The sequence below is a fragment of the Paracoccus sediminicola genome (assembly GCF_027912835.1).
Classification (GTDB): Bacteria; Pseudomonadota; Alphaproteobacteria; order Rhodobacterales; family Rhodobacteraceae; genus Paracoccus; species Paracoccus sediminicola.
Genome location: NZ_CP115768.1, coordinates 210,366 through 229,659, shown reverse-complemented (window position 1 = coordinate 229,659; position 19,294 = coordinate 210,366). Strand labels below are relative to the sequence as shown.

Genomic DNA, 19,294 nt, shown 5'->3' with positions numbered 1-19,294 from the left:
CTGAACGGGCTCACAGATGCCGTATCTCGGGCGCGGGGAAAAACCAGTCGTCATTTGCGCCATCGGCAAAGAAGACCGGCGCGCCGACCAGCTCGGCCTCGGCGACATTGTCGAGCGACGCCACGCAAACCTGCCGGAAGCGCCCCCCGAATTCGGCGGCATCACCCTCGGTCCACATCCGTGTGCCACAGCGCGTACAGAAGAAGTGATGAATATCCATCGAGAGATTCTTCTTTCGCGGTGTCTCTGCCAACAGTTCGGCACCATTGGTCACCCGGAATTTCTCGGGATCGGGCAGCGGCATGTCCCAATAGCGCATCTTGCGGCAGAACTCGCAGTTGCAGCGTAATGTCCCGCTTGAAAGATCGCCCTCTGCTTCGAAGGAGACCGATCCGCAGAAGCAGGAACCGTGGTAAAGCGTCATCATGACTCTCCGTAGTGGACGGCGCCGTCTGATGGGCGGCCGCGATGAAATTGACCCGGACCGGGAACGACACCAGACAGATGCCAGTGGTGCACCGCACTGACATGCCGCGCATCGGCCGCCGCAGAGCCCGGCAACCCAGCCAACTTGATCACAGCGTCCCCCTGCGCCGCATATCGGGCCGACAGGCCAAGACGGCCATCCCGGCTGATATAAGACCGGGGATCGTTTCCCGAGCCTCTGCGGATGGTGCCGTAACGGGTTGCCATCAGGCCCGTATTCCTTCGATTCGTATCGCAATTTCATAGGGTTGTATAATGAGAAGCTGAAAACTCCGTAAACGGGCGCCGGATCGGGTTCGCTTCGGTGGGAAGAGCGGGTGTTTTGCCAGTTTGCGCCCTGGCTGCGAAGCAAAAAGCCCGCCCCTTTCGGGACGGGCTTCGCTTTCTGGCAAGGCGGGCTGAGGCCCGCCTTACGGCGTTTCTGCCATCATCACTCGATGATCTTGGCCACCACGCCGGCGCCGACGGTGCGGCCGCCTTCGCGGATGGCGAAGCGCAGTTTTTCTTCCATCGCGATCGGAGCGATCAGCTCGACCTCGAATTTCAGGTTGTCGCCCGGCATCACCATCTCGGTGCCTTCCGGCAGCGTCACCGAACCCGTCACATCCGTCGTGCGGAAGTAGAATTGCGGGCGGTAATTCGCGAAGAACGGGGTGTGGCGGCCACCCTCTTCCTTGGTCAGGATATAGGCCTCGGCCTCGAACTTCGTGTGCGGGGTCACCGAACCCGGCTTGGCCAGAACCTGACCGCGCTCGACGCCGTCACGCTCGATCCCGCGCAAGAGCGCGCCGATATTGTCGCCGGCCTCACCACGATCCAAGAGCTTGCGGAACATCTCGACGCCCGTGCAGGTGGTCTTCTTGGTGTCGCGGATGCCGACGATTTCCAGCTCGTCGCCCACATTCACCGCGCCACGCTCGACCCGGCCGGTCACAACCGTGCCGCGGCCCGAGATCGAGAACACGTCCTCGATCGGCATCAGGAAGGGCTGGTCGACCGCACGCTCCGGGGTCGGGATGTATTCGTCCACGGCCTTCATCAGCTCGCGGATCGAGTTCTCGCCGATTTCCGGGTCGCGGCCTTCCAGAGCGGCCAGAGCCGAGCCCTTGATGATCGGAATGTCGTCGCCCGGATATTCGTAGGAGGACAGAAGCTCGCGCACTTCCATCTCGACCAGCTCCAGCAGTTCCTCGTCATCGACCTGGTCGACCTTGTTCAGGTACACCACGATATAGGGGATGCCGACCTGGCGGCCCAGCAGGATGTGTTCGCGCGTCTGCGGCATCGGGCCGTCAGCCGCGTTCACCACCAGGATCGCGCCGTCCATCTGGGCGGCACCGGTGATCATGTTCTTCACATAGTCGGCGTGGCCGGGGCAGTCCACATGCGCATAGTGGCGGTCATCGGTCTCATACTCGACATGCGCGGTCGAGATGGTGATCCCGCGGGCCTTTTCCTCGGGCGCGCCGTCGATCTGGTCATAGGCGCGGAAATCGCCGAAATACTTCGTGATCGCCGCCGTCAGCGTCGTCTTGCCGTGGTCAACGTGACCGATCGTGCCAATGTTGACGTGCGGCTTGTTCCGTTCGAATTTTGCTTTTGCCATGGAGGCCTCCTTGATCGGGGCAGATGGCTGTCCGTTCCCCGGTTGTCGTATCGCAGGGCGAAATAAAAGCAGAATCGGGAAAAATCAAGGGCGGGAGGGGCTGTCAGGCCGAGCCTTATTGCGCGGAACCGAACCGTGAAAAAATGCGTTCATTTTCCATAACATGCCCGTAAGCTTCGGGCTGACCCAACGGAGTGGAGATCCAGTATGAGTCTGATGAAAACCCTCGCGCGCGTCGCAGGCGGTGTGATTTTGGCCAAGGGCCTCAGCAGCGTCATGAAAAACAATGGCCAAAGCCAGGCCGGAACGCGGTCGCGCCGCACCGGTGGCGGGCTGCTCGACCAGTTGACACGCGGTTCGCAATCCGGCTCGGGCGGGCTTGGTGACATGCTTGGCGGTCTTCTGGGCGGCAGCACGGGCGGTGCCGGTTCCGGGTCTCGTTATGGCGGGCCGAATTCGGCGGGTGCCTCGGGCGGTCTGGGCGGCATTCTCGACCAGGTCACCGGTGGCGGCCGTGGCAGCAGCGCCGGCGGTCTGGGCGGGCTGCTCGGCGGGATGCTGGGCGGCGGCGCAGCGGCCGGCACGCTGGCCAAGCGCGGATCGCAGCAGTCGAACGACGCCTCTTTCGGCGAATTGCTGAACGACTCGCTGGCCCGCAATGACGAGCCAGAGGTTGCCCCGACCGAGGAACAGAACGCCGTCGCAGGTCTCATGCTGCGCGCGATGATTCAGGCGGCGAAGGCCGACGGCAAGATCGACGAGGCCGAGAAAGAGCGTCTGACCGGGGAGCTCGGCGATCTTGACGAAGAAGAACGCCAGTTCATCCGTGAGCAGATGGCGGCGCCGGTCGACGCGCAGGCTTTGGCCCGCGATGTGCCGAAGGGTCTGGAACCGCAAGTCTATCTGATGTCGGTCATGGCGATCGACTTCGACAGCCAGGAAGAGGCGCAATATCTGCACCAGCTTGCGCAGGCGCTCGGGTTGCAGCCGCAGGTCATCAACCAGATCCACGACCAGATCGGCGTGCAGAATCTTTATAGCTGATCGGAAATGACTGTTTGAGCCGAATTGATCGCCGTCCGCTATGCCGGGCGGCGATTTTTCATTGAGCCGTCACCGCGATCCGTTAACGTCAATCGGGCACAGGGGCGACACGGCTTCGCAGAACAAGGGGCTTTCGCCCGACGAACGATCCTCAAGTCAGCAAACGACGCCAACGACCAGGAGACAACATGCGCTATCTCATTCTTGCCACCGCCATCGCCGCCGCGCCGCTTGCGGCCTTCGCCCAGGACGATCCGGTCGCGCAGGCGATCAAGGCCCGCCAGGGTTTCTACACCATGCTCGGGGCCAATATGGGCGTGCTCTCCGCCATGGCGAAGGGCGATATGGAATATGACGAGGAAGTCGCCTCGCGCCACGCCGCCAATATCGAGGCGCTGACCCAATACGATCTGCCCATGCATTTCATCGAGGGTAGCTCGAACGCGGATGTCGAAGACACCGCTGCCCTGCCTGCGATCTGGGAGGATATGGAGGACTTCCGCGCCAAGTTCGCGGCGCTCGGTGATGCAGCGGCGGGTGCCGGCGACGCCGTCCGCGGCGGTCAGGAAAATATCGGCCCTGTGCTCGGCCAGCTTGGCGGCGCCTGCAAGGCCTGCCACGACCAGTATCGCGACTGACGGGACACCCGGCATGAGCGACGAGAGGACAGCGCCACCCCGAAAGGTGAAGCTCTGGGACCCGCTGCTGCGCGCGTTCCATTGGCTTCTGGCGCTCTTCGTCGTGGCGGCATGGCTGCTCGGCAAATACGGGCCGAACCAGATGACGCTGCATTTCTGGTGCGGCTATGTCGTTGCGGGGCTGCTGATCTTCCGGCTGATCTGGGGCTTTGTCGGCCCCACCCCGGCGCGCTTCGCGCATTTCCTGCGCGGCCCCGGGGCGGTGGCTGGATATATGCGGCATATGTTCCTGCGCGAGCCGAGCTATTGGCCGGGCCATAACCCTCTGGGCGCGCTGTCGGTGATCGCCATGCTCGCGGTGCTGGCGGCGCAGGTCACGACGGGGCTGATCTCGGACCCCGAGGATTACATCAATGTCGGGCCGCTGGCTTCATGGGTCGGCAGCGATGTCGCGACCGGAGCGGTGGAGTGGCACGAGCTGGGGTCCAATCTCGTGCTGATCCTCGTGCTGCTGCATGTGGCGATTATCCTGTTCTATCGCTTCTGGAAGCGTGAGGATCTGGTGACGCCGATGGTCACGGGCAGCAAGAAAGTCCGGCCCGTTGAGGGCACGGACCGCTGATCTTTGCAGCGGGAATCAGGCGGCCCGCCGTCCCCGCTTCGGTCAGTTGAACTTGTTGTCTCGCGGGAAACCACGCGGCGCCATGCGGCCCGCCGTGGCGCGCTTGCCAAGCCATTCCGCAAGATCTGGCTCGGTCCGCGTGCGACCGCCGCTTTCCTGCCAGCGGAGGCCCTCGGACAGGGTGATGCATGTCGCATCGGACAGCCCGCCATCCTTGAATTTCTGCAAGCGCACGCCCTTTCCGCGTGCCATCTCGGGCAACTCGGTCAGCGGGAAGACCAGCATCTTGCGGTTCTCGCCCACGGTCACGAGATGATCCTGCGAAGGCTCGACCCGGCGGCACAGAAGCGCCTCGCCGTTCAGCACCTGCTTGCCGGATTTGGTCTGCGCGACGATATCGGCAGAGCTCACCACGAAACCGTTACCCTCTTTCGAAGCAAGCACATAGCGCAGCCCTTCGCGCCATGGGAAAAGATCCACGATGGCGGCGTCATTCGGCAGATCGACCATCAGCCGCACCGGCTCGCCCAGCCCGCGGCCGCCGGGCAGTTCATGGGCGGGCAGCGTATAGAACCGCCCGTTCGAGCCGAACAGCATCAGCTTGTCCGTTGTCTCGGCGTGCAGGGCCATGAACGGGCCGTCGCCGTCGCGGAACTTGACCTCGGCGTCCAGAGGCTGATGCCCCTTCATCGCCCGGATCCAGCCCATTTTCGACACGATCACCGTCACCGGCTCGCGTTCGATCATCGCGTCCAGATCGACCGGCTGCACGTCCACCGCCGCCGAAATCTCGGTCCGGCGCCCGCCGCCCTCGGCGGATTTGCCGAACTGGTTGCGGATCTCGCGCAGCTCTTCGGTGATGCGGCCCCATTGCAGCGCTTCATCGGCGACAAGCGCGCTCAGCCGCTCCTGCTCTTCCAGCAGGTTGTCGCGTTCGGCCCGCAGCTCCATCTCTTCGAGCTTGCGCAGCGCGCGCAGCCGCATGTTCAGGATCGCCTCGGCCTGCACTTCGGTCAGGAAGATCTTCGTGCCGACATCCTTGCCCCAATCCTCGGCCAGCAGCCCGGCCTTGGGATCGTCGTCATGGCGGATGATCTCGATCACCCGATCGAGATTGAGGAAGGCGATGATATAACCCTCCAGCACCTCGAGCCGCGCCGCGATCTTGCCCAGACGATAATCCGAGCGGCGCAGCAGCACATCGCGGCGATGGTCGAGAAACGCGCGCAGCACCTCTTTCAGCGAACAGACCTTGGGCACGCGCCCGTCGATCAGCACGTTCATGTTCAGCCCGAAACGGGTTTCCAGATCCGAGGATTTGAACAGCGCCGCCATCAGCTGAGCGGGATCGACGCTGCGGGTCTTGGGTTCCAGCACGATGCGGACATCCTCGGCGGATTCGTCACGCACATCGGCCAGGATGGGCATCTTCTTGGTCTGGATCAGCTCTGCCAGACGCTCGATCAGCTTGGATTTCTGGACCTGATAAGGGATCTCGGTCACCACGATCTGCCAGGTGCCCCGGCCCAGATCCTCCTGCTCCCACCTCGCGCGCAGGCGCAGGCTGCCCCGGCCGGTGCGATAGGCCTCGCGGATCGTCTCGGCATCCTCGACCAGAACGCCACCGGTCGGGAAATCCGGCCCCTGGACGAAGTTCAGCAGCGTGTCGTCCCGCGCGTCGGGCGATTTGATGAGATGCAGGCAGGCGTCGACGACCTCATGCAGGTTGTGCGGCGGGATATTCGTGGCCATGCCGACCGCGATGCCGGACGCGCCGTTGCACAAAAGATTCGGATAGGCGGCGGGCAGGACGACCGGCTCGGTCAGCGTGCCGTCGTAATTGGGGCGGAACTCGACCGCATCCTCGGCCAGCCCTTCCATCAGCGCGCTGCCGGGTTCGGCCAGCCGCGCCTCGGTATAGCGCGATGCGGCCGGGCTGTCGCCGTCGATATTGCCGAAATTCCCCTGACCGTCGACAAGCGGGTAGCGCATGGCGAAATCCTGTGCCAGCCGCGCCATCGCGTCATAGATCGCAGCATCGCCATGCGGGTGGTAATTGCCCATCACGTCGCCGGCGATCTTGGCCGATTTGCGGAACGCCCCGTTCGGCGCCAGCCGCAGCTCGCGCATGGCATAGAGGATCCGGCGATGCACCGGCTTCAGCCCGTCCCGCGCATCGGGCAGCGCCCGGTTCATGATCGTGGACAGCGCATAGGTCAGATAGCGCTCGCCAATGGCCCGCGATAACGGTTCGGCGCTGAGATTTTCCGGCTCTTCGGGGATGAGATCGTCAGACATGGCACCGGATTTAGGCTGCGAAGCCGAACGGGTCCAGTCGGAAATTGCCCGGACGGCCCATCTTGGCGGGGAACGCCCCTGCCCCTAAAGGCGTTCGCAATGCATATCACGGCGCGCAAAGATGTCGTATAGTTGCATTGACGGGTGAGGGTGCATGTTCAAACTGATTTTCCTGACGCTTCTGGCGTTTGTGACGGTGCTTGTGGTGTTCGGTGACGGCGAGGGTCGCAGGGTCGAGGCACGCGCCCCGGAACCCGCCGCAGCCACTGCGGAGGAAGCCGAGAGCGAGGCCGAGGCCGAAGAGCGCGCGCAGGAAGAGGCCGAGGAAGCCGCCGAGGAAAGCGCCGCCGCCGTCGAGCAGACACCCGAACAACAACCGCAATTCGCCGGGCCCGATCTGCGCCCCTCGCCCGAATTCGCAGGGCAGGAGCCGGAAGAGGATCTGGCCAGCGCGCCCACCGACACGCTTTACGTCACCGGCAATTCAGTGAATTTCCGCGCCGGGCCGTCAACCTCGAACGAGGTCGTGGGACGGCTGACACGCGGGCAGATGGTGACAGCCATCGGCGACAGGACCGGTGACTGGATCGAGCTGCGTGACGGTCAGGGCCGCACCGGCTTCATGTCCGCGCAATTCCTTTCTGCCGAACGTCCCTGAAACCGCTACAGCGCGTTCACGAGCGCGGTGAAATGCTCGCCGCGTTTCTCGAAATTCGGGTATTGGTCGAAACTCGCCGCGGCGGGGGCGAGAAGTACGGTTTCTCCGCTTGTCGCCTCGGCATGGGCGCGGGAGACGGCCTCGTCCATCGTCTCGACCACCTCATGCGGGGTCGCGCCGAGTTGCAAGGCAAAGTCGCGTGCCGAATGGCCGATCAGATAGGCTTTCACGACATTGCCGAAATGCGGCTGCAAACCGGAGATCCCGCCATCCTTGCCGAGCCCGCCCGCAATCCATCGGATCCGCTTAAAGGCCTGCAATGCCTGCCCGGCGGCGTCGATATTCGTCGCCTTCGAATCGTTGACATAGCGCACCCCGTCCAGTTCGCGGATGGTCTGGCTGCGATGCGGAAGGCCGCCAAAGCTGTGAAACGCTGCTTCGATCTCGCGCGGGGCGAGGCCGACCGCGCGGCAGGCGGCATAGGCGGCGCAGGCGTTCTGATGGTTATGCGCGCCGGGCAACCCGGTGATCGCCCGCAGATCGACCGAGGCGACCTGCCGCCCCTTGCGGTATTCGCTGAGAAAGCCTTTGCGCGCAAAGACGCCCCAGGCGAAATTTTCCAGCTTCTGGCCGGATGACACCCGGATCACCCGGTCATCGCCCGGTCCCTGCCCCATCTGGTTGGCCAGATAGCGGCCCTCGACCTCGTCCACGCCGATCACGCAGCGATCCGGTCCGCCTTCGGCAAACAGCCGCCGCTTGGCCGCGAAATACCCGCCCGGGCCGCCATGCCGGTCCAGATGATCGGGCGAGAGATTGGTGAAGACCGCCACATCCGGTGTGAGCGCGCGGGCCAGATCGGTCTGATAGGATGACAGCTCCAGCACCACCACCTCGCAGTCATGCGCCGGTTCCAGCGAGAGCACTCCGGTCCCGATATTGCCGCCAATCTGACTCGGGCGGCCCGACGATGTCAGGATATGATGGATCAGCGCCGCAGTGGTGGATTTCCCGTTCGAGCCCGTCACGGTGACGATTTTTGGCGTGGTGGCAAAGCGATCCCAGTCCGGCGCGGCGAAGCTGCGAAAGAAAAGTCCAATATCGTTATCCACTGGGATCCCGAGCGCAAGCGCCTTGGCGATCACCGGATGCGGATCGGGATAGAGATGCGGGATACCGGGCGAGGTGATCAGCGCCGAAATACCGTTCCACTCCGCCTCGCGGGTCAGGTCGCGCAGCTCCAGCCCCTCGGCCTCGGCCTGCGCGCGTGCCTCTTGCCCGTCATCCCAAACCACGACCCGAGCCTCGCCGGCCGTGAGCGCAGCGGCGGTCGCCCTGCCCGAGCGGCCAAGCCCGAGAACGGCGATGGTCTGCCCTGAAACGCCTTTGACGGGGATCATGTTTCACCTCATGGATGATGCGCCGAAGCGCAGCTTACGATAACTCGGTGTCCGGATGTAGCACGCGCTTCGGCGCAGCTTGCCGCCCTATCGCAGCTTCAGCGTCGCCAGCCCGATCAGCGCCAGCACGAGCGCGATGATCCAGAAGCGGATCACGATCTGGCTTTCCTTCCAGCCCATCTTCTCGAAATGGTGGTGGATCGGAGCCATCAGAAAGACACGCTTGCCGGTTTTCTTGAAATACAGCACCTGGATGATGACCGAAAGCGCCTCGACGACGAACAGCCCGCCGACGATGGCCAGAACGATCTCGTGCTTGGTCACCACGGCAATCGCGCCCAAGGCACCTCCCAGCGCCAGCGATCCGGTGTCGCCCATGAAGACAGCCGCCGGCGGGGCGTTATACCACAGAAAGCCCAGCCCGCCGCCGATCAGCGCGGCGACGAAGATCACCAGATCGCCCGAGCCGGGCACGCCGTGCAGCCCCAGATAATCGGCGAAGTTCGCGTTGCCGACCATATAGGCGATGACCCCGAACGTGGCGGCGGCGATCATCACCGGCATAATGGCAAGCCCGTCCAGACCATCGGTGAGGTTTACTGCGTTGGCCGCACCGACGATCACGATCATGGCGAAAGGGATGAACAGGATCGACAGGTTCAGCAGCGCATCCTTGAAGAAGGGAAAGGCCAGCTGCCCGGTCAGACCTTCTGGATGCAGGAACATCGTCCAGACGGCGGCGAGAAATGCCAGCCCGAAGCCGAGCGCCATGCGGATGCGCCCCGGCACGCCGTGGGTGTTATGCTTGCTGACCTTGGCGAAATCATCGGCAAAGCCGATCGCGGCATAGCCATAGGTGACGATCAGCACGATCCAGATATAGCCATTGGACAGCCGCGCCCACATCAGCGTGCCGACAAGAAGCGCCGAAAGAATCAGGATCCCGCCCATGGTCGGGGTGCCCGCCTTCACGAAATGCCCCTCGGGGCCGTCATCGCGGATCGGCTGGCCCTTTTTCTGAACTCGGCGCAGATATTCGATCAGCGGCTTGCCGAACAGGAAGGCGAAGATCAGCGCCGTAAAGAACGCGCCGCCCGCGCGGAAGGTGATGTAGCGGAAAAGGTTGAAGATCCCCTCTCCGCCATTGAGTTCGGAAAGCCAGTACAGCATGCGTTATGTCCCCGTTGCGGTGGCCGTGTTCCCGGCCTTGCGCATCGCCTCGACGACGCGGCTGATATAAGAACCTTTCGAGCCCTTGACGATCACCGTATCGCCGGGCTGGATCAGCTCGTCCAGCCTCGCGGCGAGATCGTCGGCGCTTTCCGACCAGATGCCGCGCTTGGCCTCGGGCAGCGCATCGAAGAGATGGCGCATCAGCGGCCCGGCGGCGTGCACCAGATCGACGGCATTCATGGCGGGGTCGCTGGCCAGCGCGCGGTGCTGATCGGCCTCATCGGGGCCCAGTTCCAGCATGTCGCCCAATATTGCGACGCGCCGTTCGCCGGGCAGCCGGGCGAGCGTGCCAAGCCCGGCGCGCATCGAGCTGGGATTGGCGTTGAACGCATCATCGATGATGCGGAGCTGACCCAGCGCCTCGACCCGGCCCCGCCCCATGGGTGGCACCCAGTCGCCCAGGGATTTCGCCGCCTCGATCACATCCGCGCCGATTGCGCTGACCGTCGCCAGCACGCCGATGGCGTTGGCGGCGAAATGCGGACCGACCGATTTCAGGGTGAAACTGATCGGCTTGCCCGATAGCGCCGCGCGGATCTGGAGGCTCTCTCCCTCGGGGGTTGAGGAAATCAGCCGCGCCTCGCCCTCATCCCCAAAGGACAGGATCGGCGCGCCGGCCGCGTCGGCGGCATCGCGCAGGATATCGGTGGTCGACAGCCCCGTCGGGATGATCGCGGCGCCTGCGGGAACCAGCCCCTCGAAGATCGCCGCCTTTTCCCGCGCGATCCCGTCAAGGCTCCCGAAGGCCCCGATATGAGCAGCGGCGATGGTGGTAATCAGCGCCGCATGGGGCCGCGCCAGATGCGCCAGCGGCGCGATCTCGCCGGGATTGCTCATCCCGATCTCGATTATGGCGAAGTCGCTGTCTTCCGGCATCCGCGCCAGTGTCAGCGGCACGCCCCAATGATTATTATAGGAGGCCTCGGCAGCATGGACTTTGCCCTGCCCGGCCAGAGCGGCGCGCAGCATCTCTTTCGTGGAGGTCTTGCCGACCGATCCGGTCACGCCGATCACCTTGCCCCGCATCCGCGCGCGCCCTGCCCGGCCGAGATCTTCTAGCGCGCCCAGCACGTCATCCACGATCAGCAGCGGCGCGTCCCGTGCGACGCCGTCGGGGATTCGGCTGACAAGCGCAGCACCCGCCCCTTTTTCCAAAGCCTGCGCAACGTAATCGTGACCGTCCCGCTGATCCTTCAGCGCCACGAACAGATCGCCCGCCACGATGGAACGGGTGTCGATGCTGACCCCGTCCACCTGCCAGTCGCCGGAGATGCGGCCTCCGGTCGCCAGGGCGGCATCCTGCGCGTTCCACAACGCCATCAGATCTTCCCGTCCAGAGCCGCCACGGCGACCGAGGCCTGTTCGGCATCGTCGAAGGGAAACACGTCGCTTCCGACAATCTGACCGGTCTCGTGCCCCTTGCCCGCGATCAGCAGAGCATCGCCCGGTTGTAGCGCATCGACGCCGCGGAGAATCGCCTCGGCCCGATCGCCGACCTCGATGGCATCGGGTCCGGCGCCTGCCATCACCTCGGCCCGGATCGCCGACGGGTCCTCGCTGCGAGGGTTATCGTCGGTCACGATGACCAGATCGGCATGATCCCGCGCCGCCTCGCCCATCAGCGGGCGTTTACCGCGATCGCGGTCGCCACCGGCGCCGATCACCGCGATGATCCGGCCCATGACATGCGGGCGCAGAGATTGCAGCGCCGCGATCACCGCGCCTGGCTTATGCGCGTAATCGACAAATACCGCCGCCCCATTGCCCCGCTGTGCGACGAGCTGCATCCGCCCGCGCACCGTCTCCAGACCCGGCAGCGCCTCAAGCACCGATGCGGGTTCGTCGCCCGAGGCAATCGCCAGACCCGCCGCGGCAAGCACGTTCTCGGCCTGAAAGCCGCCGATCAGGTTGAGCCGGACCATATGCGGCTGCCCTTGCCAGGCAAAACGCAGCTCCTGCCCGGTGGCATCGTAGCGCTGGCCGAGGATCTGGAAATCGCAGCCCTCGGCGCGCCCGATGGTCAACGCCAGAAGCTCGTTATCGCGCGCTATGCCCAGCATCTGCTGGCCACGCTCGCCGTCGGTGTTGATGACCGCCGCCTCGCCGGCTTCGAGAATATGGTTGAACAGCAAGGCCTTGGCGGCGAAATACTCGTCGAACCCGGCATGATAGTCGAGATGGTCCTGGCTGAAATTCGTGAACGCCCCGGCCTTCAGACTGACCCCGTCAAGCCGCCGCTGATCCAGCCCATGCGAAGACGCCTCCATCGCGACATGGGTGACCCCGGCCGCCGCGGCCTCGGAGAGGACGCGGTGCAGCGTCACCGGCTCGGGCGTGGTATGGGCGAGCTTGGCCTCGTAATCGCCCTGCACGCCCATCGTGCCGAAGCTGACCGCCTTATATCCGAGAATCTGCCAGATCTGGCGAGTGAAATTCGCCACCGAGGTCTTGCCCGAAGTGCCGGTGACCGCGACCACATTGTCCGGCTGAGCGCCGAAATACAGCGCTGCCGCACCGGCCAGTGCGGCGCGCGGATCCTCTGCCACGACAAGCGCACCGTCCCAGCCCCGCAACTCCTGCGCCGCGAGCGCCGCGCCAGCCGCGTCGGTCAGCACCGCGGCGGCGTCCATACGGAGCGCATACTGGATGAATTCGCCGCCATGCAGCGTCGAGCCGGGCAGCGCCGCAAAAAGATGCCCTGGCTTTACCGTCCGGCTGTCCACCGAGATCCCGGTGATCTCGGGATCGCGCCCCCCGGTTGCGCTCAGCCCCAGCCGGGACAGCCGCTTGACGACCTCGGTCATGTTGTCTCCGTCACTCGTTCGCGGCGACCTTTAGCCCAGTTTCCGGTGGCGCTTCAATGTCGGGCAGCGTCCTGGTGCCGGCAGGACGCAGACCCAGCACCGGGGCCAGCCTGCGAATGACATCCGCAGCGACCGGCACGGCGGTCGCCCCGGCCACCCGGCTTTCGCCGCCGCCGAGCACGGTGCTCGGCTCGTCCAGCGTCACCACCAGAACATATTTGGGATCGTCATAGGGGAAGGCCGCGGCGAAGTTGGCCACCACGCGATTGTCGTAATAGCCACCGCCCGGGCGCGGCTTGTCGGCGGTGCCGGTCTTCCCGGCGACCTCATAGCCCTCGACATCGCCGCTGCGCGCCGTGCCGCGCTCGACCACCTGCCGCAGCAGGCCCAGCGACAGCTTCGCCGCCTGTTCCGACACCACCTGCGTCCCCGGCGCCCGCTTCTTGCCATGCACCAAGGTCGGCGTCACCTTGCGTCCGCCATTGGCCAGCGTGGCATAGGCCGAGGCGAGATGCAGGGGGCTCGCCGCCAGACCATGACCGAAGCTGACCGTGGCCGCCGTCACGGCGGGCCAGCGGCTCGGCACGATGGGCTTGCCGGTCGGCGCCTCGACCATCTCGAGCGATGTCGGCTCGAAAAAGCCGAGCTCGTCCAGAAACTCCTTCTGACGATCGACGCCGATCATCTGAGCGATGCGCACCGTGCCGACATTCGAGGATTTGACGATGATATCCGCGACCGAGAGGCTCGGGCCGTAATTGTGGTAATCGTCGATCTTGTATTTCCCGATCTTCATCGGGCTGCGCGAGTTGATATGCGTGTTCGGATTGACCAGCTTGAGATCCATCGCCTGCGCGACGGGGAAGATCTTGAAGGTCGATCCAAGCTCATACTGGCCCTGCACCGCGCGATTGAACAGCGGGCTGTCCGATGGATCGCCCTCAAGCGCCGGTCGGGGGCGGTCATTCGGGTTGAAGTCGGGCAGGCTCGCCATGGCCAGGATCTCGCCGGTCTCGACCTCCATCAGGATGCCCGCTGCGCCCTTTGCGTTCATCCGTCGCATCCCCGAATCGAGCACCTCCTCCATCGCCGACTGCGCGGTCAGGTCGATGGACAGCGTCAGCGGCGCGCCCTCATTGCCGGGATTGCGCAGCCAGCCGTCGAACGCCTTTTCGACGCCCGCAGTGCCGATCACCTCGGCGCTGTTCACCCCTTCCGCGCCGAAACCGGAACCGCCGAGGATATGGCTCGCGATCCGGCCGTTGGGGTAAAGCCGCATCTCGCGCGGACCGAACAACAGCCCCGGCTCGCCGATATCATGCACCGCCTGCATCTGCTCGGGGCTGATCTTCTTCTTGATCCACATGAATTTCCGCTTGGGATTGGTGAAATCCTTCGTCAGCCGCTCGGGGTCGAGATCGGGAAAGATTTTCGCCAACGCCGCCGCCGCGCGCTTGCCGTCGACCATGCTGTTGGGCTGCGCGTAAAGGCTGTGGGTCAGCATATTGGTCGCCAGCACACGGCCCTTCCGGTCGGTGATGTCCGCCCTCTGGCTGAGAATCTGCGTGCCGGTCGCCTGCGCCCGCGGCTCGGACGGATCAGAGGCGGCAAGCGCGCCCATCCGGAACCCCACCGTGCCGAAGGCCACCAGAAAACCGAGCGCCATCAGAACCAGCCGACCCTCGGCGCGCTTGCGGGCGCGATCCTGAATCTCGGCATGGCGGCGGGCACGGTTCTCGGCCTCGATGGCATCGGGGTCCTGCCCTGTCTCACGGGCGCGGAGAATGCGGGCCAGCGGGCGCAGCGGTATGCGGATCATCACTGAGGCTCCTGTTCGGACGGGGTTGGATCGGCATCGGTGATCGCGCCGTCGGTGGGCGGCACGAAATTCTCGGGACGGCGCGGCGGGTATTTCACCGGCGGGGGCGGCACGTCGATCTTGCTGGTATCGACGAACTGATCGGCAGTGATGGGCGCGAGGTCCAGCTTGCCTGCGTTCAGCGCAACCAGCTCGCGCAGCCGTTCCGGGCGGTTGAGATAGGCCCATTCCGCGCGGAGCACGACCAGCTGCTCGCGCAGCCCGGCGATGTCGCGCTGCACCGACTCCATCTCGTTCAGCGCATCCTGCGTACGGTAATTCTCGCGATACGCCCAGAAAGCCAGCGACATCACCACCATCGCCACCAGAAGATACAGAACCGGCCTCATTTCCGCCCCCGTCTTTCTGGCAGGCGCGGCAATGCGATGGCGGCCGCGTCCAGGTCGCGGGCGGGTGCATCGGTGCGGATTCCCACGCGCAGAAAGGCGCTGCGCGCGCGCGGATTGGCGGAAAGCTCTTGCGCATCGGCGCCGATGGCGCGGCGAGTCGGCAGGGTGAATGTCGGCGTGTCGAGCTGCTCGACCGGCGCATGGCGCGAACCGCCACCCGAGGTCGCCGCGCGCGACTGAAGGAAGCGCTTGACCACCCGGTCCTCCAGCGAGTGAAAGCTGACCACCGCGAGCGCCCCGCCGGGTTTCAGCGCCCTCTCGGCAGCAGCCAGCCCTTCCGCAAGCTGGCCGAATTCGTCATTCACCCAGATCCGAATGGCCTGAAAGCTGCGCGTTGCAGGATGGCTCTGGCCCGGCTTGGCGCGCGGCAGCTGACCGGCGACAATCTCGGAGAGCTGCGATGTCGTGCTGAGCGGACGCGCCGCCACGATGGCACGGGCGATGCGGCGCGAGGCGCGCTCTTCGCCGTAATGGTAAAGAACATCCGCGATTTCGGCCTCGTCGGCATCGTTTAGCAGATCGGCGGCGCTCGGCCCGTGGCCGCCCATGCGCATGTCCAGCGGACCGTCGCGCAGAAAGGAAAAGCCGCGCTCCGCCTGATCGAGCTGCATCGAGCTGACGCCGAGATCCAGCACCACCCCGTCGACGGCGCCGCCCGCCAGCCGGTCAAGATCAGAGAAAGTGCCCTCGACCAGCTTCAGCCTTTCGCCATACGCCCCAGCCCATTCTGACGCCATGTCGAAGACGCGCGGATCGCGGTCGATGCCGATCACCTGCTCCGCGCCGGCCTTTAGCAATTGCCGCGCATAGCCGCCCGCGCCGAAGGTTCCGTCCACCCAGACCCCGCGCACCGGCTCGACAGCGCGAATCAGCGGCTCGATCAACACAGGGATATGAGGATCTTTGCGGGCGGGATCGGGCGCGGGCATGGCCTAGGCCTCGCGCGGTTCTGCGGCCTGCGCGCCGTTCAGGAAGCTGCGCGGATCGAAATCGGCGGGATACTGCGCCATGAACTCCTGAAGCGTGCCGCTGGCTTCGGAATAATTCGCCGGGCTCCACACCTCGATGAAGTCGCCTTTCGAGGTGAAGAACGCCTCATTCTCCAGCCCGGCCTTGTCACGCAGCTTCTGCGGCAGGACGAGTCGTCCATCCGTATCGATCTCGGCCTCGGTGGCGGTGCCGTTCATCAACGTCTCCAGCCACAGCCGTTCCTGAGAGCCACGCGGGAGGGCATCGATTTCCTCGTCGATGCGGTCGGCGGCTTCGATGGTATAGAATTCCAGCTTTTTCCAGGTTTCGGGACCATAGACCACAATCAGTCGGGTCCGGTCCGAGGGCTTCCAGTCGGGATCGCCGGCTTCGAAGATACGGCGGAAACGGGCCGGGATCGACATGCGACCCTTGCCGTCCACCTTGACCTCTTCCGAGCCTCTGAACTTGCGCGCCACCGGCGAGCCTTTCCTTGCGATCCGTGATCCTTCCCGGCAGGCCGGAAAAGAAAGGCGGACCGGGCCGCTGCCACTGCCCGATCCGCCGCCCTCGTTCCCATCTCTGGGTCCCGCTCTTTGGCGGGTCGGTCCCTGGTGCCACCTTGGGGGAGGTGCTGCTCGCACGCTCGGGACCTGTCGTCGGAAGCGGGTGCCTGTATGAAGCCTGTTATCGCCTTCGGGGTCTTGATCGCCCCTTTAGCCCGTCTCCGTGAATTCGTGATGCCACGGGAATTCATGGGAAGCAATGGAAAATAACGGGCGGATATGGTGTGAGCGGATGTGAGGCCACGTGAACGAAAAGGTAACATCAGTGATGATTAAACACGCTCAGCGCAAGTTTAGACAAATTTTAGCGGACAGATACCATATATTGTGCTCGGGAAGACCCCTCCACAATATCCCTGAAATTCCCAAAAAATGCAGAGCGGGGTTGGTTTGGTGCGGAAATGAGCCCTGACCTGACCCGAATCGAGCCTAATCACACCGCCTCACGCCGTGGTGATTCGGATTTCCATACGCATTCCCATGCGTTCCCAGAAGCGAAGCTTATTGTCCGCGCCCATGAGCTCCCGCTCACCGGGCTTCAGGCGATGTGCAACTGTTGGATCGCGCGCGCCGAGGATACGACGCCGCTCAGGCGCATATAAAGAAGTGCGGCCTCCGCTTAGCGATCGGGTAGCTGCGGCGGCTCGACCCGTGATCGCGGCCACGCCTTCGGTGCCTTCGAAACCGACCCTGACACCGCCCACCCTCTCGCGAGAGGTTTCGAAGAAAGCAGCGCTCCGATTAGCCCCGGATAGACGCTTTTTCGCCGCCCCTCAGGGTCTGGTTTCGACGTAGCGTCACGAGGAACCTGTGACAGCAAACATGCACTCAGCGCGGCCAAGATGTTTCCACAAGGCGGAGGACCTGTCCAAATGGTCAGTTTCCGGCTCAGTCGGTAACGGAACTGTAAAAGATCTTGGCGATAAGAGCCTCAAATCGCAGAGAGGATCCGTGGCGGGTTGCACTTGCTGCATGGCAGCATTGAGTCTTTTTCCATTGTGCAAGCGCAGCATTGGGGCCATCTTCTTCCCAACGGCGCGGATAGGCCGAGCCGTCGAAAAGATACGAGCGATAGAACAATGGCTGCTACGAACACTCTGACCCACACTGCCCGCACCGAGCGCGCTGCCGGCGCCGGATTAATGGGCATGATTGCGCGTCTGCAAGAGGCCCGCGCACGTCGTGCCGTCTATCGTCAGACCGTTGCCGAGCTGAACAGTCTGTCCAATCGCGAGCTGGACGATCTGGGGCTGAACCGCAGCATGATCACCCGGATCGCCACCGAGGCGGCCTGGGGCAAGTAAGAATTCTCATACCCGACCCTTCCTCCTCCCTGGGTCCGGGTTGCGGCGGCACCTCCCCTCCTCCTCCCTGGAGGTGCCGCCAACCAGATACAACGGGACCTTACTCCTCCTCCCGAGGTTCTGTTGAAAGCGCGGCGGCCCTGCCTCCTCCTCCCTGTGGGGCCGCCGCGATCCGAGACAGGCCGACCCTCTCCTCCTCCCTTGGGTCTGGTCTTTGCGATGCGGGCGTCTCCTCCCTGTCCCGCGTCGCAGCTTTTAGCCGGCCTTTCTCCTCCTCCCGGGCCGGTGAATGCGATGCGGGCACTCTCCTCCCGGCCTGTATCGCAACCTATACGCGGCCCTCTCCTCCTCCCTGGGCCAGCGTTGATGCGGCGGCGCCCCTCCTCCTCCCTGGGCGCCGCCGCTTTTCATTTCCGGGCAGGCGCGGGATAACGGGCGGATGTTGTCATATCAGCACATCTATCATGCCGGGAACGCGGCGGATCTGCACAAGCATGCGCTGCTGGCGTGGATGCTGGACTACCTGACCGGCAAGGATAAACCGCTGAGCTATATCGAAACCCATGCCGGGCGCGGGCTGTATGATCTGGGCTCGGACGCGGCGCGACGCACGGGCGAGGCGCAAGCGGGAATCGGGCGGGCCGAGGCGGCGGGCTGGCTGGATACGGGTCACCCGCTGATGCAGGCGCTCGCCGCAATTCGCGCGCGGCACGGCGCCAGCTTCTATGCCGGATCGCCACTGATCGCCCGGCATTTCCTGCGCCCCGAAGACAGCGCCCATCTGGCCGAATTGCATCCAGCGGAATATGCCGCACTGGCCGAAGCCAAGCCCGGCGCGACGCTGCACCGGCGCGACGGGTTCGAGTTGGCGCGCGCGCTGACCCCGCCCACGCCACGACGCGGGCTGATGCTGGTCGATCCAAGCTATGAGGTGAAAGCCGACTATGCGGCGATTCCCGGTTTCCTGCGCGAGATTGCCCGCAAATGGAATGTCGGCGTGCTGGTGCTGTGGTATCCGAAGCTGGCAGACGGGCGTCAGGCCGGGATGATTGACAAGCTGACAAGTGATTTCGCCGATGCGCTCGTATCAGAGGTTGATTTCCCGCCTGCGCGGCCCGGTCACGGGATGGTTGGCTCGGGAATGTTCGTGATCAATCCGCCATGGGGACTGGCCGATGAGGCGGCGCGGCTGTCGGCGCTCTACGTGACCTGAAGCTGTCAAACCGGGGCGCGCAGCGCGAACACCGCTTGTCATGTCGAACGCGTGGGACAGGGCGGGTCAGCAATCCGATTCGACCGGCAGACCCCTTTCCCAGCGATGCGATACCGTCCGGTCGTCAGCGGCAGACCGTGCCCGACTCTGCGGAAAACCTGTCGCGAGCGCGGATTCCTGTCATA

17 protein-coding genes are annotated in these 19,294 nt (G+C 64.5%); 6 read left to right on the top strand and 11 right to left on the bottom strand.

Annotation, left to right across the window (positions count from 1 at the left end; genetic code table 11):
* Window positions 1–10 precede the first annotated feature (10 nt).
* Both PAF18_RS01150 and tuf read right to left on the bottom strand, forming a co-directional pair.
* Window positions 11–424 carry a GFA family protein gene (locus PAF18_RS01150; protein WP_271116820.1) on the bottom strand — a complete coding sequence of 138 codons (414 nt, stop codon included), beginning with the start codon at window positions 422–424 and terminating at the stop codon, window positions 11–13.
* 492 nt (window positions 425–916) lie between these two features.
* Complete coding sequence (gene tuf / locus PAF18_RS01145; RefSeq protein ID WP_271116819.1) at window positions 917–2,092, bottom strand: elongation factor Tu; 1,176 nt, start codon at window positions 2,090–2,092, stop codon at window positions 917–919.
* A gap of 207 nt (window positions 2,093–2,299) precedes the next feature.
* On the opposite strand from tuf, the gene PAF18_RS01140 reads away from it, so the two are divergent.
* The 3 genes from PAF18_RS01140 to PAF18_RS01130 all read left to right on the top strand — a co-directional run bounded on the left by PAF18_RS01140 (window position 2,300) and on the right by PAF18_RS01130 (window position 4,396).
* Entirely contained in the window at window positions 2,300–3,136 is an 837-nt protein-coding gene (locus PAF18_RS01140; protein ID WP_271116818.1) for a tellurite resistance TerB family protein, read from the top strand.
* A 188-nt stretch (window positions 3,137–3,324) separates the two neighbouring features.
* Window positions 3,325–3,774 carry a c-type cytochrome gene (locus PAF18_RS01135; RefSeq protein WP_271116817.1) on the top strand — a complete coding sequence of 150 codons (450 nt, stop codon included), beginning with the start codon at window positions 3,325–3,327 and terminating at the stop codon, window positions 3,772–3,774.
* A gap of 13 nt (window positions 3,775–3,787) precedes the next feature.
* Window positions 3,788–4,396: a cytochrome b/b6 domain-containing protein gene (locus tag PAF18_RS01130; RefSeq protein WP_271116816.1), complete on the top strand. Its 609-nt coding sequence runs from the start codon at window positions 3,788–3,790 to the stop codon at window positions 4,394–4,396.
* A gap of 42 nt (window positions 4,397–4,438) precedes the next feature.
* Here the strand turns inward: PAF18_RS01130 and parC are convergent, their stop codons facing one another.
* On the bottom strand, window positions 4,439–6,694 hold the full coding sequence (gene parC / locus PAF18_RS01125; protein ID WP_271116815.1) for a DNA topoisomerase IV subunit A: 2,256 nt from the start codon (window positions 6,692–6,694) through the stop codon (window positions 4,439–4,441).
* 154 nt (window positions 6,695–6,848) lie between these two features.
* Here parC and PAF18_RS01120 point away from each other — a divergent pair, with 154 nt between their 5' ends.
* Complete coding sequence (locus PAF18_RS01120) at window positions 6,849–7,352, top strand: SH3 domain-containing protein (protein ID WP_271116814.1); 504 nt, start codon at window positions 6,849–6,851, stop codon at window positions 7,350–7,352.
* Between the two features lie 5 nt (window positions 7,353–7,357).
* Here PAF18_RS01120 and murD read toward each other — a convergent pair whose 3' ends face one another.
* From murD to mraZ, 8 genes are all read right to left on the bottom strand, one after another.
* Window positions 7,358–8,752, bottom strand: coding sequence for a UDP-N-acetylmuramoyl-L-alanine--D-glutamate ligase (gene murD / locus PAF18_RS01115; protein ID WP_271116813.1), 1,395 nt, complete (start codon window positions 8,750–8,752; stop codon window positions 7,358–7,360).
* A gap of 87 nt (window positions 8,753–8,839) precedes the next feature.
* The gene (gene mraY / locus PAF18_RS01110) at window positions 8,840–9,922 is read right to left on the bottom strand and encodes a phospho-N-acetylmuramoyl-pentapeptide-transferase (RefSeq protein WP_271116812.1); all 1,083 of its coding nucleotides are present in this window, start codon (window positions 9,920–9,922) and stop codon (window positions 8,840–8,842) included.
* A gap of 3 nt (window positions 9,923–9,925) precedes the next feature.
* On the bottom strand, window positions 9,926–11,305 hold the full coding sequence (locus PAF18_RS01105) for a UDP-N-acetylmuramoyl-tripeptide--D-alanyl-D-alanine ligase (RefSeq protein WP_271116811.1): 1,380 nt from the start codon (window positions 11,303–11,305) through the stop codon (window positions 9,926–9,928).
* On the bottom strand, window positions 11,305–12,789 hold the full coding sequence (locus tag PAF18_RS01100; protein WP_271116810.1) for a UDP-N-acetylmuramoyl-L-alanyl-D-glutamate--2,6-diaminopimelate ligase: 1,485 nt from the start codon (window positions 12,787–12,789) through the stop codon (window positions 11,305–11,307). The genes PAF18_RS01105 and PAF18_RS01100 overlap by 1 nt, the downstream gene beginning before the upstream one ends.
* Before the next feature lie 10 nt (window positions 12,790–12,799).
* A complete protein-coding gene (locus PAF18_RS01095) occupies window positions 12,800–14,608 on the bottom strand; it encodes a peptidoglycan D,D-transpeptidase FtsI family protein (protein WP_271116809.1) in 1,809 nt (602 codons plus the stop codon).
* Window positions 14,608–14,997 (bottom strand): cell division protein FtsL, encoded by a 390-nt coding sequence (gene ftsL, locus PAF18_RS01090; RefSeq protein WP_271116808.1) that lies wholly within the window; start codon window positions 14,995–14,997, stop codon window positions 14,608–14,610. Before ftsL ends, PAF18_RS01095 begins: the two co-directional genes overlap by 1 nt.
* Window positions 14,994–15,986, bottom strand: a complete 993-nt coding sequence (rsmH, locus tag PAF18_RS01085; RefSeq protein WP_271116807.1) for a 16S rRNA (cytosine(1402)-N(4))-methyltransferase RsmH — start codon at window positions 15,984–15,986, stop codon at window positions 14,994–14,996. Before rsmH ends, ftsL begins: the two co-directional genes overlap by 4 nt.
* Window positions 15,987–15,989: 3 nt before the next feature.
* Window positions 15,990–16,505, bottom strand: coding sequence for a division/cell wall cluster transcriptional repressor MraZ (mraZ, locus tag PAF18_RS01080; protein WP_271116806.1), 516 nt, complete (start codon window positions 16,503–16,505; stop codon window positions 15,990–15,992).
* A gap of 1,229 nt (window positions 16,506–17,734) precedes the next feature.
* Here mraZ and PAF18_RS01075 point away from each other — a divergent pair.
* Complete coding sequence (locus PAF18_RS01075) at window positions 17,735–17,896, top strand: DUF1127 domain-containing protein (RefSeq protein ID WP_434802266.1); 162 nt, start codon at window positions 17,735–17,737, stop codon at window positions 17,894–17,896.
* A gap of 439 nt (window positions 17,897–18,335) precedes the next feature.
* The gene (locus PAF18_RS01070) at window positions 18,336–19,109 is read left to right on the top strand and encodes a 23S rRNA (adenine(2030)-N(6))-methyltransferase RlmJ (protein ID WP_271116804.1); all 774 of its coding nucleotides are present in this window, start codon (window positions 18,336–18,338) and stop codon (window positions 19,107–19,109) included.
* Window positions 19,110–19,294: the final 185 nt, after the last annotated feature.

Bases quoted from the DNA above. Each gene is read 5' to 3' on its own strand.
- PAF18_RS01150 (WP_271116820.1), bottom strand. From the start codon at position 424: ATGACGCTTTACCACGGTTCCTGCTTCTGCGGATCGGTCTCCTTCGAA.
- tuf (WP_271116819.1), bottom strand. From the start codon at position 2,092: ATGGCAAAAGCAAAATTCGAACGGAACAAGCCGCACGTCAACATTGGC.
- PAF18_RS01140 (WP_271116818.1), top strand. From the start codon at position 2,300: ATGAGTCTGATGAAAACCCTCGCGCGCGTCGCAGGCGGTGTGATTTTG.
- PAF18_RS01135 (WP_271116817.1), top strand. From the start codon at position 3,325: ATGCGCTATCTCATTCTTGCCACCGCCATCGCCGCCGCGCCGCTTGCG.
- PAF18_RS01130 (WP_271116816.1), top strand. From the start codon at position 3,788: ATGAGCGACGAGAGGACAGCGCCACCCCGAAAGGTGAAGCTCTGGGAC.
- parC (WP_271116815.1), bottom strand. From the start codon at position 6,694: ATGTCTGACGATCTCATCCCCGAAGAGCCGGAAAATCTCAGCGCCGAA.
- PAF18_RS01120 (WP_271116814.1), top strand. From the start codon at position 6,849: ATGTTCAAACTGATTTTCCTGACGCTTCTGGCGTTTGTGACGGTGCTT.
- murD (WP_271116813.1), bottom strand. From the start codon at position 8,752: ATGATCCCCGTCAAAGGCGTTTCAGGGCAGACCATCGCCGTTCTCGGG.
- mraY (WP_271116812.1), bottom strand. From the start codon at position 9,922: ATGCTGTACTGGCTTTCCGAACTCAATGGCGGAGAGGGGATCTTCAAC.
- PAF18_RS01105 (WP_271116811.1), bottom strand. From the start codon at position 11,305: ATGGCGTTGTGGAACGCGCAGGATGCCGCCCTGGCGACCGGAGGCCGC.
- PAF18_RS01100 (WP_271116810.1), bottom strand. From the start codon at position 12,789: ATGACCGAGGTCGTCAAGCGGCTGTCCCGGCTGGGGCTGAGCGCAACC.
- PAF18_RS01095 (WP_271116809.1), bottom strand. From the start codon at position 14,608: ATGATCCGCATACCGCTGCGCCCGCTGGCCCGCATTCTCCGCGCCCGT.
- ftsL (WP_271116808.1), bottom strand. From the start codon at position 14,997: ATGAGGCCGGTTCTGTATCTTCTGGTGGCGATGGTGGTGATGTCGCTG.
- rsmH (WP_271116807.1), bottom strand. From the start codon at position 15,986: ATGCCCGCGCCCGATCCCGCCCGCAAAGATCCTCATATCCCTGTGTTG.
- PAF18_RS01075 (WP_434802266.1), top strand. From the start codon at position 17,735: ATGGGCATGATTGCGCGTCTGCAAGAGGCCCGCGCACGTCGTGCCGTC.
- PAF18_RS01070 (WP_271116804.1), top strand. From the start codon at position 18,336: ATGTTGTCATATCAGCACATCTATCATGCCGGGAACGCGGCGGATCTG.